We start from the raw sequence: 14,493 nt of genomic DNA on the forward strand, positions 1-14,493 counted from the left end.
TGACCGCTGCCGGCCATGCGCCGGCGGGTCATCGTCAATGCCGATGACCTCGGGCTCGCCCCCGAGGTCAACGCCGCCATCGAGCAGGCCCACCGCGACGGCGTGCTGACCGCCGCCAGCCTGATGGTCGGCGAGGCCGCCGCCGCCGGGGGCGTGGCGGTGGCACGGCGCAACCCGGGGCTTGCAGTCGGGCTGCACCTGACCCTGACCGACGGCACCCCGACCCTGCCGCCCGAGCGCATCCCGGCGCTGGTCCGGGCCGATGGCCGGTTCCGCGACGACATGCCGGGGCTGGGGCTGACCCTCGCCGTCTCGGCGGCGGCGCGGGCGCAGCTCCGGGCCGAGGTCGCGGCGCAGCTCGCCGCCTTCCGGGCGACCGGCCTCGCCTGCGACCACCTCAACGCCCACAAGCACTTCCACCTGCATCCGGTGATCGCGGCGGTCGCCTTCCGGGCGGCGGCGGCGGCCGGGGTGCGGGCGGTCCGCATCCCCTGGGAGCCGCCCTCGCTGGTGCCGGGCGCCGGCCGGGCGCTCTGGCCGCTGGCGGCGGTGCTGCGGCGGCTGGCGGCCCGCCACGGCCTCAGGGCGCCGGACCGGGTGGTGGGGCTGGCCTGGACCGGGCATGTCACCGCCGGGCGGCTGGCCGCGCTGCTGCCGCGGCTGCCGGCGGGGGTCACCGAGGTCTACCTGCATCCGGCGACGGCCGGCGGCTTTCCCGGCGCGGCGCCGGGCTACGACTACCCCGGCGAGCTGGCGGCGCTGCTCGACCCGCGGGTGCGCGCGGCCTGCGCCGGGATCGCCACCGGCGGCTACGCGGCAATGCTCGCATGAACCGCGCCGGCATCCTGCTGGCGCTCGGCGGCCTGGCCGGGGCGTTGCTGCTGCTGGCGCAGCAGGACCTCGGCGAGGTGCGGGCGCTGCTCGCCACCGCCGGGCTCGGGCTGGTGCTGGCCGCGCTCGCGCATGTGCCGGCCATGGCGCTGAACGGCCATGCCTGGGCCATCCTGCTGCCGCGGGCGCGGCGGCCGTCCCTGGCGGCCATGACCGCCAATGTCTGGATCCGGGAATCGGTGAACGGGCTGCTGCCGGTCGCCCGCGTCGGCGGCGAGATCGCCTCCTACCGGCTGCTGCGCGGCGAGGGCGTCGGCGTCGCGCCGGCGGCGGCCAGCCTGATGGTCGACATGGCGATCTCCATCCTCAGCCAGCTCGGCTTCGCCCTGCTCGGCCTGGCGCTGCTGGCCTGGGCCGGCGCCGGGTTCGGCTGGGGCGGCATCGCGCTTGGGATGCTCGGCGGGGTGGCGCTGGCGGGCGGCTTCATCCTGGCGCAGCGGGCGGATATCCTGAGCCGGCTGGCGCGCGGGCTGAACGCCATCGCCGCCGGGCGCTTCACCGGCCTCGCCGCGCATTCGGCGCGGATCGACCGGATGACCCGGCGCATCTGGCGGCTGCGCGGCGCCATCCTGGGGTGCTTCCTCTGGCAGTTCCTCGGCTGGGTGGCCGGGGCGCTCGAGATCTGGCTGGCGCTGTATTTCCTCGGCCATCCCGTCGGCCTGGCCGAGGCGGTGGCGATCGAGGCGATGATCCAGGCGCTGTCCTCGGCCGCCTTCCTGGTCCCCGGCGCGCTGGGGCTGCAGGAGGCGGGCTTCCTCGGCCTCGGCCTGCTGCTGGGCCTGCCGGCCGAGGTGGCGGCGGCGCTCGCCATCGCCCGGCGGCTGCGCGACCTGGTGATCTTCCTGCCGGGGCTGCTGGCCTGGGTCTGGGCGGAACGGCGGATCGCCCGCGTCTCGCCGGGGCTGGGCTGAGGGTCTAGCCTGCCGGGAAACCTGCCGGAGGCCGTCCCATGCTCCATCGTCGCGGCCTGCTGGCCGCCGCATCCCTGTTGCCTTTGGCCGCGCGGGCCGAGGGCCGGCCGATCCGCGTCATCGTCGGCTACGTCGCCGGCGGCGGCGTCGACATCACCATGCGCATCCTGGCGCCGAGGCTCTCGGCCCTGCTGGGCCAGCCGGTCGTCGTCGACAACCGCCCCGGCGGCGCCGGCAACCTGGCGAACGAGCTGCTGGCCCAGGCGCCGCCCGACGGGCTGACCCTGATGGTCGGCACCATCGGCCAGATGACGGTCAACCCGCTGCTGACCAAGCTGTCGCTGGATCCCGTCACCGCCTTCACCCCGGTCTCGCTGCTGGTCGACGTCACCAACCTGCTGGTGGTGCCGGCGGACCGGCCCTGGCGGAGCGTGGCGGAGCTGGTGGCGGCGGCGAAGCGGGAACCGGGGGTGCTGACCTATGGCTCCTCCTCGGTCGGCTCGGCCGGGCACCTGGCGGCGGCGGTGCTCGACCAGGCGGCGGGGATCGAGACGGTGCACGTGCCCTACCGCGGCGGCGGCCAGCTCATCACCGACCTGATCTCGGGCAAGATCGACTTCGGCTTCGCCACCGCGGCGACCACCCTGCCGCATGTCCAGCCCGGCGACGGCAGGCCGGGCCGGCTGCGGGCGCTGGCGGTGCCGACCGCCCGCCGCTCGGCCCTGGTGCCGGCGGTGCCGACCATCGCCGAGAGCGGCGTGCCCGGCTTCGACGTGGTGAACTGGTACGGGTTGCTGGCGCCGAAGGACCTCGCCCCGGCGCGGGTCGAGACCCTCAACGCGGCGCTGCACGAGGCCATGCGCGACCCCGAGGTGCTGGCCAAATTCACCGCCCAGGGTCTCGAGCCGCTGCCGGGCAGCGCCGCCGAATTCCAGCGCTTCATGGCGGCGGAAGCGGCGCGCTGGGCCCGGGTGGTCAAGGCGGCCGGCATCAGCGGCGGCTGAAGCCCTGCCCTACCGCGCGTTGCCCGCCGGGCTGAGCTGCTGGCGGACCGCCCCGGCCACCAGGCGGAGCTGGCGCAGCAGCAGCTGCGGCCCGCCGTACTGCAGGTGCCGCAGCGCCACCCCCGGCCAGCCGCGGCGGATCGCCAGGGCGAAGCTGTTGAAGTCGAGCAGCCGCTGGCGCTGCAGCAGCAGGGCGATCAGCGCATGGTCGCCGATGTCGTGGGCGATGCCGAGCATGTGGCGGTTGGCCCGGCTGACGTGCAGCGGGGCGACCCCGCCGTTCGAGACCGAGGCGCCCCGCAGCCGGTAGACATAGAGCGGCTCGGGCAGCAGCAGGAAGCGGGCGCCGCGGGCGACGCAGGCGAAGTACAGCAGGAAGTCCTCGCCGGTGGTGACGTCCTCGGCGTAGCGGAGGCCGTGCTGGACGAGGAAGGCGCGGCGCATGACCGGTTGCAGGAAGCCGAGCTTGGCATGCTGGGTCTGCCGCAGGTCCGGCATGTCGCCCCGCACCAGCTCCAGCAGCGAGAGCGGGCGGGGCCAGGCCGCCATGCGCTCGCCGAAGCAGCGGCCGAGGGTGGCGCCGGTGGCGAAGTCGCGCTTCAGCAGGTCGTCGGCCAGGAGGTCGGCGCCGGCCGCCTCGGCATGGCCGATCATCCGCGCCAGGCGGTCGGACAGATAGAGGTCGTCGGCGTCGAGCAGCGCGATCCAGCGGCCCCGCGCCACCGCGAGGGCGGCGTTGCGGGCGGCCGCGGGGCCGGACTGGCGCGGCTGGCGCAGCGGCACCACCCGGGGGTCCCGCCCGGCGCAGCCGAGGATCACCTCCCAGGTCGCGTCGGCCGAGCCGTCGTCGACGACGATCACCTCGATGTCCGGCAGGGTCTGCGCCAGGGCCGACTCGACGGCGTCCCGGACGAAGGCGGCGGCATTGTGCGCGGGGATGATGATGGAGGCGTTCAGGGTCATCACGCGGGGGTCCCGGCGGGTGCCGCGGCGGCATCCGGAAAGAGGAAGACCTCGAAGGGCCGGTCGTGGATCGCCAGCATGTCGGCCGGGAGGCGGAAGGCCTGCGGGTCGTCGGCGATCAGCCCGGAATGCTGCGAGGCATGCGCCGCGACGGCACGGCGCTTGGCCGGCAGGTGGCGGGCGATGTCGAGCCGCGCCCCGGTGGTCGGCCGGCTGGGCAGGCAGCGGTGCGCCGGCAGGGTCCAGCCCCAGACCGGATAGGCGATGAGCCGCACGCCGGTGATCCGCGCCGCCTCGGCGGCCAGGCGATGGGCGGCGGCATGGTCCGGATGCGGGTCGTGCTCCCAGGTGACCAGGATGCTGCCGGCGTCGTGGTCGCGGATGAGCCGGACCAGCCGGGCCGCGGCGGCCTGGAATTCCGGGCCCTCGGTCGGCACGGCGCTGTCGCGCAGCCCGAGGAAATAGAGCCGGTGCGCGCCGAGGCCGAGGCTCTCGACCGCCGCCTGGGCCTCCGCCTCCCGCAGGGCGCGCAGCCGGGGCGCCGGGTGGCTGGGCGAATTGGGGTGGGACATGGTGCCGTCGGTCAGCACCGCGACCACCGGCGGGCGGCCGCGGGCGCAGGCCTCGGCGATCAGGCCGCCGCAGCCGAGGCTCTCGTCATCCGGATGCGGGGCCAGGACCAGCGTGGTGCGTCCCCCGGTGATGCTGTCGAGATCGGCATAGGGCAAGGATGCCATGCGGCCCAGGACGGTCCCGGCCGACGTCCTGAAGAAGCAGGGAATCCTGGAAAGCACTCGCTGTAGAAGATTCATCGGGCGTTACTCTGGTAAATCGGCGCGTGATCCTGAACGGGAACTGCCGCAGCGAAGCCCGGCCCGCCGCGTCACGCCGGCACCGGCGATGGCCTGCAACCGCACCCCATGACCCGATTCATCGCAATTCCCTCCGGAGCCGGCACGGCTCAGGAGAAATACGGGCTCCCGGGGGTTCGGATGCAGAATAAACTGGAGAAAAAGTCATGGATACTGTTTGCAAAGGATGCGGCGCCTCAACGTCCCGCCCGCGGCCGGGGCGAATTCCGGTAGCCCGGGCCGGGCTGCACCGCTAGGGAGCGCAGCCTCGATCCGTCAGGGATGCCCATGCCGCACCAAGACCCCGCCCCCGTCCTGGAAGTCCAGCTGCTCGACCCGCGGCTCCGCGACTGGGGCCTGCCGGACTACCAGAGCGACATGGCGGCGGCGATCGACCTGCACGCCTGCCTCGACGCCGCCGTCACCCTCGAGGCCGGGGCGGCGCCGCTGCTGATCTCCTCCGGCCTCGCCATCCATATCGGCGACCCCGGCATCGCCGCGCTGGTGCTGCCGCGCTCCGGGCTCGGGCACAAGAAGGGGCTGGTGCTGGGCAACCTGGTCGGGCTGATCGACCCCGACTACACCGGGCCGATCCTGGTCAGCGCCTGGAACCGCAACCCGCCGGGCGGGCCGGCCGTCACCATCGAACCGGGCGAGCGCTTCGCCCAGATGATGTTCGTCCCGGTGATCCGGCCGCGCTTCACCGTGGTGGATGCCTTCAGCGCCCGGTCGGAGCGCGGCGCCGGCGGCTTCGGCTCGACCGGCGCCAAAGGGGGGGCCGGGACGGCGAAGCCCCCGGCCTGAGGGTCAGGGCCGGCCGCCGGCCACCACCAGCGTCTGGCCGCTGACGTAGTTCGATTCCGGGATGCAGAAGAGGTAGACCGACCCCGCCGCCTCGATCGGCTGGCCGCCGCGTCCCAGCGGGATCAGCGTCTCGGCGTTCTTCAGCACCTCCGGCCGCACGCCCACCGCGATCTCGCGCCCGGCGATGTCGATGGTGGCGCCGCCATGCGCCGGCGCCTCGGTCAGCCGGGTCATGATGAGGCCGAAGGCGACGGCGTTCACGTTGACCTTATAGCGGCCCCATTCCTTGGCCATCGCCTTAGTCAGCCCCATGATGCCGGCCTTGGCGGTGGAGTAGTTCGCCTGCCCCGCATTGCCGTAGACGCCGGAGGTGGAGCTGATGTTCACCACCTTGCGGAAGACCTCGCGGCCCTCCGAGGCCTCCTGCCGCGCCGCCTCGCGGATGAAGCGCGAGGCGGCGCGCATGATGCGGAAGGGCGCGGTGAGATGCACGTTCAGGATGGCGTGCCACTGCTCGTCCGTCATCTTCTGGATGACGTTGTCCCAGGTGTAGCCGGCGTTGTTCACGATGATGTCGAGCCCGCCGAAGGTATCGATGCCGGTCTGGACGAAGCGCTCGGCGAAGCCCTCGGCGGTGACGTCGCCGTTGCAGGCGACCGCCTCGCCGCCCATGGCGCGGATCTCGGCCGCGGTCTCGTCGCCGGGCGCGGCGTCGAGGTCGTTGATGACCAGCCGCGCCCCCTCGCTGGCGAGCTTGAGAGCGATCTGCCGGCCGATGCCGCGGCCGGAGCCGGTGACGAGGGCGGTCTTGCCGGCGAGCTTCTGCGGCGTGAGCGTCTGGGACATGGGGTCTCTCTCCTTCAGTCGATGCGGAGGCCGAGGCGGCGGACGGCGGCGCCCTCCTCCTCGACCGCGCGACGGGCGGTGGCGGCGTAGGTCTCGCTGTCCTGGTACAGCAAGGGCATGTCGTAGCGGTCGAGCGCGGCGAGCGAGGCGGGGTCGTGCAGCGCCGCCCTGAAGGCATCGTGCAGCCGGCGGACCACGGCCGGCTGCATCCCCTTGGGGCCGGCGAGGCCATAGGGCGAGTTGGAGACGATATCGATCCCGAGCTCGCGCAGCGTCGGGGTGGCGGGGAAGCGCCTGGTCCGCTCGGCGCTCCAGGTGTTCAGCAGGCGGAACTGCCCGTCCTCGACCAGCGGCGCCATGCCGCTGCTGTCGGCGACGGCGCTGATCTGGCCGGCCAGCAGCGCCTGGAAATTGTCGGAGCCGCCGCGGAAGGGGACATGGGTCAGCTCGAGGCCGAGGAGGCCGGCGATCTGCTCCATGGCGATGTGCAGCGAGGAGCCGGTGCCGGGCGTGCCATAGGTGACCTTGCCGGGATTGGCGCGGGCATGGCCGACGAAATCCTCCCAGCTCCGCCAGGGCGAATCGCCGCGGACGGCGACGTAGTAGGTATAGCCGGTCAGGTGGAGGATGTAGCTGAAGTCGCGCAGCGGGTCGTAGCCCGGCCGGCGCTGCATGGCCGGCAGCCGGAAGACGGTCATCGGCATCAGGCCGATCAGGTGGCCGTCGGCGCGGCTGTCGCCCGCCAGCAGCTGGGCGCCGAGGGTGGCGCTGGCACCGGTGCGGTTCTCGACGATGACGGGCTGGCCGAGCAGCCGGCCGGCCACCTCGGCCAGCACGCGGCCATGGGTATCGGTGGGGCCGCCGGGCGCGAGCGGGCAGATCAGCCGGATCGGCCGGTCGGGGAAGCCCTGCGCCCGGGCGGCCGTCGCCAGGAAGGGCAGCGCCAGCGCGGCCCGGCGCCTCATGCGGCCCACCTCATGCGGCCTGCCATTCGAGCACGCCGTCGGCGGCGGTCCGCAGCGGGCCGGTGGTGCCGATCGGCGTGCGGTCGGGGCGCTTCAGCAGGGCGATGGTGGCCGCATCGGTTGCCGGGACGCGGGCCAGGGTGCGGCGGCCGTCGGCGGTGCGGAGGATGACCACGCCATGGTGCGGCTGGCCGTCGCGGTCGTGCAGCACGGTATGGGTCTCGATGGTGGCCTCGCCGGTCGCGGCCTCGACGAACTCGGGCACCGGGCCGCGGCGGCCATCGGCCTCGGCCTGCACGCTGTAGTCCTGCGGCAGCCGGTGCTCGCGCGGCGGCCGGCTGGCCAGCACCACCGCATGGTGCTTGGTGACGAACTCGCCCTGGCCGTAGAGCAGCGCGGCGGTGCCGGGCCTGGCCCGCAGGGCGCGGATCATCGCCGCGGCGGCATGGGTCATGTAGTTGTTCAGCGGCGCGCCGAAGAAGGTCAGGCCGCCGGTGGTGGTCGGCACCGCGCCGGCCGCCAGGCCGAGCCGGCGGGCCGCCATCTTCGGCACGCAGGGGAAGCAGCTGTAGAGCTCGCAGGTCTCGAAGGCGGCCTCCTCCGCGGCGGCGAAGCCGGCGCAGGCGTCGAGCACGGCATTCTGCGCATGCGCCCCGTGGTAGTGGTCCCGGTTCAGGTAGTCGCGCGGCTCCACCGCCGCGGCGCCGGCCCAGAGATAGACCAGCCGGTCCTCGGCGATGCCGACCTCCCGCGCCCGCGCCAGGCTGGTGAGCAGGATGGCGGCGCCCTGGTTCACCATCGGGTTGGCGACCATCAGCTTGTTGTAGGGGAAGGCGATCGGGCGGTTGCGCCCGGAGGGGGTGGCGATCTCCGCCGCGCTGGTGGCCCGGCCGAGCCAGGCCGCCGGGTTGCGCGCCGCGACCTCGGAGAAGGCCGACCACAGCGCGGCCGATTCCGCCTGGCCCTCGGCCGGGGTCTGGCCCCAATGCGCCTCGATGGCGTTCTCGTAGAAGGGATAGACCGTCACCGGGTCGGCGACGCCGAGCCGGACCGCCAGCGGATGCAGGAAATCCCGCCCCCGGGTGCGGGACCAGTTGGGGTCGGGCGTGGTCCAGGGCAGGGTGATGCCGGCCTTCTGCGCCGCCGCGACGGCATGGGTCGATTCCCCGCCGACCACCGCCGATACCTGGCTCTCGCCGCGGGCGATGCGGTTGGCCGCCTCATGGATGTAGCGCACCGGGCTCTCGCCGCCGACCGGGCCATAGACCAGCCGGGCCGGGCGCTGGCCGAGATGCGCGACCAGCGCCGCCGGCACGTCGTGGTAGGGCCAGGAGACGCTGTTGACGATGTCGAGGCTGTCGAGCGACGCCAGCAGGTTGCTCCCAGCCTTGGCACCGGCATCCGCATCGGCACGCCGCAGCGCCTCCGCCATCAGGTCGGCCGGTTCGCGGGCAAGGCCGGGCTCGGCCGGGCGGTGGACGATCTCGCCGGCGCCGACGAGGACGGGGATGCGGTCGGGCGTCATGGTGCGGTCTCCCAAATGGCCAGGGCATCGAGCGCCTCGATGCGGCCGGGGGTGGCGAGCAGCGGGTTCACTTCCAGCGCGACCAGCCCCGGGCCGAGCGCCAGGGCCGCCTCGCCGATGCCGGCGACGACGGCGGCGAGGGCGGCGCGGTCCACCGCCGGGCTGCCGCGGTAGCCGTCCAGCAGCCGGGCGCCGCGCAGCTCGGCCAGCATCGCCTCGACCTCGGCGGGCGAGACGGGCAGCAGGCGGAGGCTGGTGTCGCCCAGCGCCTCCACCCAGAGGCCGCCGAGGCCGAGGGCGAGGACCGGGCCCCACAACGGGTCGCGCAGGACGCCGACGAAAAGCTCGAGGCCGCCGCCGCGCATCGGGGCGACGAGGATGCCGTCGACCCGGGCCTCGGGCCGGGCGGCGCGGACGCTGGCCTGGATGCGGGCGAAGCCCTCGGTGATGGCGGCCTCGCCGCGGAGGTTCAGCAGCACGCCGCCGATGTCGGACTTGTGGGCGATGTCGGGCGAGGCGATCTTGAGCGCGACCGGGCCATCCCCGGCGGCGGCGACGGCGGCGGCGGCGTCGCGGGCCAGGGTCACCGGGATGGTCGGCAGGCCCCGGCCGGCGAGATAGGCCAGGGTCGCGTGCTCGGAGGCGGGGCGATCCCCGACCAGCGCCGGCATGGCCGGCGCCGGCAGCCCCTGCTCGACGCGCGCGGACCAGGCGAAGGCGCGGCCGATGGCACCCAGCGCCTGCGGCACGCCGCTGCCGAAGTAGGTGATGCCGGTCTCGGCCAGCAGGGCGCGGCCCACCTCGGTCACCGGGCGGGGGATGACGCCGAGCATGACCGCGGGCAGGCCGGCCGCCCGGAAGCCGGCGCCGATGGACCGCACGATGGCGCCGCGGAAGCCGGCGACCTCCTCGGCGGTATCCGGCAGGTCCATGAAGCAGGCGAGCATCCCGAGCGAGGGATCGGCGCCGAGCGGGGCCAGGCTGCGCTCGAACAGCGGCGGGTCCAGCATCGCGCCGCCGGTGACGTCGAGCGGGTTGTTCGGGGTGCCGAAGGCGGGCAGCACGGCGCGCAGCGCAGCGACCGTCGCCGGCGCCAGGGCGGGCACCGCGACGCCGGCGGCCTCGGCCTGGTCGGCCGCCATCTCGCAGACCCCGCCCGAGATGGAGACGAGGCCGAGGCCGCGCCTGCGCACCGCGCCGGTCTTCGCCAGCAGCCCGGCGGTGAAGACCAGCGCCTCGATCGAGGGGACGCGGATGATGCCGAGCTGGCGGCAGGCGGCCTCGAAGACCCGGTCGTCGCCGACCAGGGAGCCGGTATGCGCCTCGGCAGCGCGGGCGGCATTGGCGCTGGCGCCGATCTTGATGGCGACGATCGGCTTGCCGGCGGCCAGCGCCCGGCGGGCGGCGGCGGCGAGCGTCCCGGCATCGTGCACCGTCTCGAGGAACAGGCCGATGACGGTGGTGGCGGGGTCGTCCACCAGGAAGTCCACCACCCGGGCGACGTTCACGTCGGCCTCGTTGCCGGTCGAGACCTGGTGGCTCAGCCCGATGCCCTGCCGATGCGCGAAGGCGGCGACGAAGCCTGCCGTGGCGCCGGACTGCGAGACGACGCCGATGCTGCCGCCGCGCAGCACCGGCAGCGGCGGCTGGGTGGTCCAGATCGGCACCCGGTCGGCATAGTTGATGAAGCCGAGGCAGTTCGGCCCGAGCAGCGTCACTCCCTGGGCACGCGCCTCGGCCAGCAGCGCCGCCTGCCGCGCCGCGCCCTCGGCGCCGACCTCGGCGAAGCCGGAGGTGAGCATCACCGCGTTGCGGATGCCGGCCGCGTTCATATCGGCGAAGGCCTCCGGGATCGCCGCCTCCGGCACCATCAGCAGGGCGGCATCGACCGCCTCCCCGAGGCCGCGGCAGCTCGTCGCCGCCGCCAGCCCGTGCACGGTGCCGCCCTTGCGGTTGACCACGTGCACCCGGCCGGTGAAGCCGAGCCGGGCGAAATTGGCGAAGGCGGCGCCGGACCAGATGGAGCGGTCGGTGGCGCCGACCAGCACGACGGATCGCGCGCGGAACAGGCTCTCGAGCGGTGCCGGCATGGCGTTTCCCCTGGTCGGTCTTCTTGGGCGACAGGGAAGCGCGGCGGCGGGGGTTTGTCCAATCCAGGACCGGCGCGGCGGTTTGCCGAAGCGGCGGGGAGGCGCAATACTCCGCCCCAAGCAAGGGCAGGAGACATCCATGGGCAACCGCATCGCCATCATCGGCGCCGGCGCGGTCGGCGGCTATGCCGGGGCGCATATGGTCCAGGGCGGCGAGGACGTGACCTTCGTCGACATGTGGCCGGAGAACGTCGAGGTGATGCGCGCCAAGGGCCTCCGCATCTCCCACCTCAAGGACGTGCCCGAGTTCACCGTGCCGGTGCGGGCCATCCACCTGACCGAGCTGCAGCACGTCTCGAAGGAGCGGCCCTTCGACATCGCCTTCATCTGCACCAAATCCTACGACACCGCCTGGGCGACCATGATGGTGCAGCAGTACCTGGCGCCGGGCGGCTATTGCGTCTCGCTGCAGAACTGCATGAACGAGGAGACCATCGCCGGCATCGTCGGCTGGGGCCGGACGCTCGGCGCCATCGCCAGCTCCATCACCGTCGATCTGTGCGAGCCCGGCCACGTGCGCCGCGCCGCCGGCAAGTCCGGCGCCTCCCATACCGTGTTCCGGGTCGGCGAGGTGCATGGCCGCATCACCGAGCGGGCGCAGGAGATCGGCCGGCTGACGGCGCTGGCCGACAGCACCCAGGTGACGAGCAACCTCTGGGGCGAGCGCTGGTCGAAGCTGGTGACCAATGCCATGGCCAACGGGCTCTCGGCCTGCACCGGGCTGGTCAGCAAGGAGATCCTGCTGAACGACACGCTGCGCCGCTTCACCGCCCGCGTCGGGTCGGAGGCGATCCGCGTCGGCCAGGCGCTGGGCTACACGCTCGAGGAGATCCACCATATCGACCCCGAGGTGATCGCCCGCGCCGGCGAGGGCGACGCCGCGGCCTCGCGCGACTACGACGAGCACCGGCTGGCCGAGGCCCGCAAGCCCGGCGGCGGCGCCCACCGCCCCTCCATGGGCCAGGACATGATGAAGGGCCGCCGCACCGAGATCGAGTTCATCAACGGCTTCATCGTCGACAAGGCCAAGGCCATCGGCATGGCGACGCCGGCCAACGCCGCGCTGACCGACATCGTGAAGCGCGTGGAGAAGGGCGAGATCCCCGCCGACCCCAAGCACATCATCGACCTGCGCCTTAACTCATAAAAATAGATGAGGGTCCGGGAGAATACCTTCTCCCGGCCTTCCCTTCCGGGAGGTCACGCATGCTCCGCATCCTGATGTGCCTGCTGCTGCTGGGCGCCACCGCCCAGGCCCAGCCCTTCCCCAGCCGCCCCATCACCATCATCGCCGCCGGCGCCGCGGGCGGCCCGACCGATACCATCACCCGCATCGTCGCCGACGCCATGACCCGCAGCATGGCCCGGGACTGGGGTGGCCAGCCGGTCGTGGTGGAAAGCATCGGCGGCTCCACCGTCGGGCCGCAGCGCGGCGCCACGGCGCGGCCGGACGGCTACACGCTGCTGATCAACAACATCGGCTTCGCGGCGAGCGCCACGCTGTATCGAAAGCTGCCCTACAGCGTGCTGGAGAGCTTCGCGCCGCTCGGCCTGGTCTCGGATGCGGCGATGACGCTGGTCGCCAAGCCGGGCTTCCCGGCCAGCGACCTCGGCGGCTACGTCGCGGCGCTGCGGGAGGGCGGGGACCGGCTGAACCTGGCGCATGCCGGGCTCGGCTCGGCGGCGCATCTCTGCGGCATGCTGCTGCAGCAGGCGGCCGGGGCGCAGGCGACGACGGTCGCCTTCCGCGGCACCGCGCCGGCGATCGCCGAGCTGATGGCCGGGCGGATCGACCTGCTCTGCGACCAGGCGACCAATACCCTGCCCTTCATCAAGGACAACCGCGTCGCCGCCTATGCCGTCTCCAGCCCGGCGCGGGTGCCGGGGCTCGAGCAATTGCCGACCACCGCCGAGGCCGGCTTCCCCACCATCGCCATGAGCACCTGGCACGCGATGTATGCCCCGGCCGGGACGCCCGAGGCGGTGCAGGAGGCACTGTCGGCGGCGCTGCGGGTGGCGCTGAAGGACGAGAAGCTGCGCCAGCGCTTCGCCGAGCTGGCGACCGAGACCGCAACCGAGGAGCGTGCCACCATCGCCTTCCACCGCCGCTTCCTGGCCGAGGAGGTGGCGCGCTGGCGGCCGGTGATCGAGGCCGCCGGGGCCTTCGCCGACTGAGCCTTGCGGCCGGGATGGGGCCACGCCCATATGGCGGGCATGGACCTCGATTTCACCGATGCCGAGCTGCACCGCTATTCCCGCCACATCCTGCTGCAGGATGTGGGCGCGGTGGGGCAGGCGAAGCTGCGGGCCGCCCGGGTGCTGGTGATCGGCGCCGGCGGCCTCGGGGCGCCGCTGTCGCTCTACCTCGCGGCGGCCGGGGTCGGGACCATCGGCCTGGTCGACCACGACGCGCTGGAGCTGTCGAACCTGCAGCGCCAGGTGGTGCACACCACCGCGCGGATCGGCCGCAACAAGGCGGAAAGCGCGGCGGAGACGCTGGCCGGGCTGAACCCGGAGGTGGCGGTCGAGGTGCATCCGGTGCGGCTCGACGTGGCGACGGCGCTCGACCTCATCCCCCGCTACGACATCGTCTGCGACGGCACCGACAATTTCGCCACCCGCTTCCTGCTCGGCGATGCCTGCCACCTGCTGGGCCGGCCGCTGGTCTCGGCCGCGGTGCTGCGCTTCGAGGGCCAGCTCTCGACCTACAAGGCGCATCTGGGCGCGCCGCACCCCTGCCACCGCTGCCTGCACCCCGAGCCGCCGCCGGACGGGCTGGTGCCGAGCTGCTCCGAGGCCGGGGTGCTCGGCGCCGTCACGGGCGTCATGGGCACCCTGCAGGCGACCGAGGTGCTGAAGGAGATCCTCGGGATCGGCGAGGGCATGTCCGGCCGGCTGCTGCTGTGGGACGCGCTCGATGCCCGCTTCCGCACGGTGCGGCTGCGCCGCGACCCCGGCTGCGCCCTGTGCGGCGAGGCGGCCTCGATCCACGACCTCGCGGTCCATGCGGCGCCGGCGCCGCTGGCCTGCACCGCCGCCTGAATGGCCAGGCCACTCGGCATCCTGCTGATCTCGGCCGGGCATGAGCGGGCGCATTACGCGCTGGTGCTGGCCACCGGGGCGGCGGCGCTGGGGCGGGACGTGACCCTCTTCGCCACCAACGAGGGCTGCCGGCTGCTGCTCGAGGCCGCGCCGCTGGCCGGGGATGCGCGGGAGGCGGCGCTGGCCGCGGCCGGCGTCGCCGGGGTGGCGGTGCTGCTGGAGGCGGCGCAGGAGCTGGGGCTGCGGCTGCTCGCCTGCGAGGCCGGGCTGCGGGCCAGCGGGCTGGCGGGGGCGCCGCTGCTGCCCGGGGTGGTGGTGGCCGGGGTCGCCAGCTTCCTCGCCGCCGTCGGCGAGGGCCAGATCGTCACGCTATAGCTTGACCGACCACGGCCTTGCTTGGCATGCCTAAGGGGTGAAACATTCCCCCTCCCTGATACTGCTTTCCTGGTTGGTGCTGGTGTCCCCGGCCGGGGCGCAGACCAGCCTGGGGCAGTCCGGCAGCCTGCCGCCGCCGCGCGCCACGGCGCCCGCCACGCCGGCC

Annotated in this window: 14 protein-coding genes; 8 read left to right on the forward strand and 6 right to left on the reverse strand. The window is 73.9% G+C overall.

Annotated elements, in window-relative coordinates; all coding sequences use genetic code 11:
- The first annotated feature begins 15 nt into the window (after nt 1–15).
- The 3 genes from hpnK to QWZ14_RS31560 are packed head-to-tail and all read left to right on the forward strand — an operon-like array spanning nt 16 to nt 2,806.
- Complete coding sequence (hpnK, locus tag QWZ14_RS31550) at nt 16–831, forward strand: hopanoid biosynthesis-associated protein HpnK (RefSeq protein ID WP_290321059.1); 816 nt, start codon at nt 16–18, stop codon at nt 829–831.
- Complete coding sequence (locus QWZ14_RS31555) at nt 828–1,802, forward strand: lysylphosphatidylglycerol synthase domain-containing protein (RefSeq protein ID WP_290321060.1); 975 nt, start codon at nt 828–830, stop codon at nt 1,800–1,802. The genes hpnK and QWZ14_RS31555 overlap by 4 nt, the downstream gene beginning before the upstream one ends.
- Before the next feature lie 38 nt (nt 1,803–1,840).
- On the forward strand, nt 1,841–2,806 hold the full coding sequence (locus tag QWZ14_RS31560; protein WP_290321061.1) for a Bug family tripartite tricarboxylate transporter substrate binding protein: 966 nt from the start codon (nt 1,841–1,843) through the stop codon (nt 2,804–2,806).
- Between the two features lie 9 nt (nt 2,807–2,815).
- Here QWZ14_RS31560 and QWZ14_RS31565 read toward each other — a convergent pair whose 3' ends face one another.
- Both QWZ14_RS31565 and QWZ14_RS31570 read right to left on the reverse strand, forming a co-directional pair.
- Complete coding sequence (locus QWZ14_RS31565) at nt 2,816–3,769, reverse strand: glycosyltransferase family 2 protein (RefSeq protein WP_290321062.1); 954 nt, start codon at nt 3,767–3,769, stop codon at nt 2,816–2,818.
- A complete protein-coding gene (locus tag QWZ14_RS31570; RefSeq protein WP_290321063.1) occupies nt 3,769–4,506 on the reverse strand; it encodes a PIG-L deacetylase family protein in 738 nt (245 codons plus the stop codon). Before QWZ14_RS31570 ends, QWZ14_RS31565 begins: the two co-directional genes overlap by 1 nt.
- Before the next feature lie 402 nt (nt 4,507–4,908).
- On the opposite strand from QWZ14_RS31570, the gene dut reads away from it, so the two are divergent.
- Nucleotides 4,909–5,424 carry a dUTP diphosphatase gene (gene dut, locus QWZ14_RS31575; RefSeq protein WP_290321064.1) on the forward strand — a complete coding sequence of 172 codons (516 nt, stop codon included), beginning with the start codon at nt 4,909–4,911 and terminating at the stop codon, nt 5,422–5,424.
- A 3-nt stretch (nt 5,425–5,427) separates the two neighbouring features.
- On the opposite strand, the gene QWZ14_RS31580 is transcribed toward dut, so the two are convergent.
- The 4 genes from QWZ14_RS31580 to QWZ14_RS31595 are packed head-to-tail and all read right to left on the reverse strand — an operon-like array spanning nt 5,428 to nt 10,850.
- A complete protein-coding gene (locus tag QWZ14_RS31580; RefSeq protein WP_290321065.1) occupies nt 5,428–6,270 on the reverse strand; it encodes an SDR family NAD(P)-dependent oxidoreductase in 843 nt (280 codons plus the stop codon).
- Between the two features lie 14 nt (nt 6,271–6,284).
- Complete coding sequence (locus tag QWZ14_RS31585; protein WP_290321066.1) at nt 6,285–7,235, reverse strand: Bug family tripartite tricarboxylate transporter substrate binding protein; 951 nt, start codon at nt 7,233–7,235, stop codon at nt 6,285–6,287.
- Between the two features lie 10 nt (nt 7,236–7,245).
- On the reverse strand, nt 7,246–8,760 hold the full coding sequence (locus tag QWZ14_RS31590) for an acetyl-CoA acetyltransferase (protein ID WP_290321067.1): 1,515 nt from the start codon (nt 8,758–8,760) through the stop codon (nt 7,246–7,248).
- Entirely contained in the window at nt 8,757–10,850 is a 2,094-nt protein-coding gene (locus QWZ14_RS31595) for an acetate--CoA ligase family protein (protein ID WP_290321068.1), read from the reverse strand. The genes QWZ14_RS31590 and QWZ14_RS31595 overlap by 4 nt, the downstream gene beginning before the upstream one ends.
- 139 nt (nt 10,851–10,989) lie before the next feature.
- Between QWZ14_RS31595 and QWZ14_RS31600 the strand changes: the two genes are divergently transcribed.
- The 4 genes from QWZ14_RS31600 to QWZ14_RS31615 are packed head-to-tail and all read left to right on the forward strand — an operon-like array spanning nt 10,990 to nt 14,327.
- A complete protein-coding gene (locus QWZ14_RS31600) occupies nt 10,990–12,057 on the forward strand; it encodes a ketopantoate reductase family protein (RefSeq protein WP_290321069.1) in 1,068 nt (355 codons plus the stop codon).
- 59 nt (nt 12,058–12,116) lie between these two features.
- Entirely contained in the window at nt 12,117–13,085 is a 969-nt protein-coding gene (locus QWZ14_RS31605; protein WP_290321070.1) for a tripartite tricarboxylate transporter substrate-binding protein, read from the forward strand.
- A gap of 39 nt (nt 13,086–13,124) precedes the next feature.
- Nucleotides 13,125–13,952: a HesA/MoeB/ThiF family protein gene (locus QWZ14_RS31610; RefSeq protein ID WP_456307283.1), complete on the forward strand. Its 828-nt coding sequence runs from the start codon at nt 13,125–13,127 to the stop codon at nt 13,950–13,952.
- Nucleotides 13,953–14,327 carry a DsrE family protein gene (locus QWZ14_RS31615; RefSeq protein ID WP_290321072.1) on the forward strand — a complete coding sequence of 125 codons (375 nt, stop codon included), beginning with the start codon at nt 13,953–13,955 and terminating at the stop codon, nt 14,325–14,327. It abuts the gene before it with no gap.
- The last annotated feature ends 166 nt before the right edge of the window (nt 14,328–14,493 follow it).

This window comes from Paeniroseomonas aquatica (genome assembly GCF_030409335.1).
GTDB classification, from domain to species: Bacteria; Pseudomonadota; Alphaproteobacteria; order Acetobacterales; family Acetobacteraceae; genus Belnapia; species Belnapia aquatica.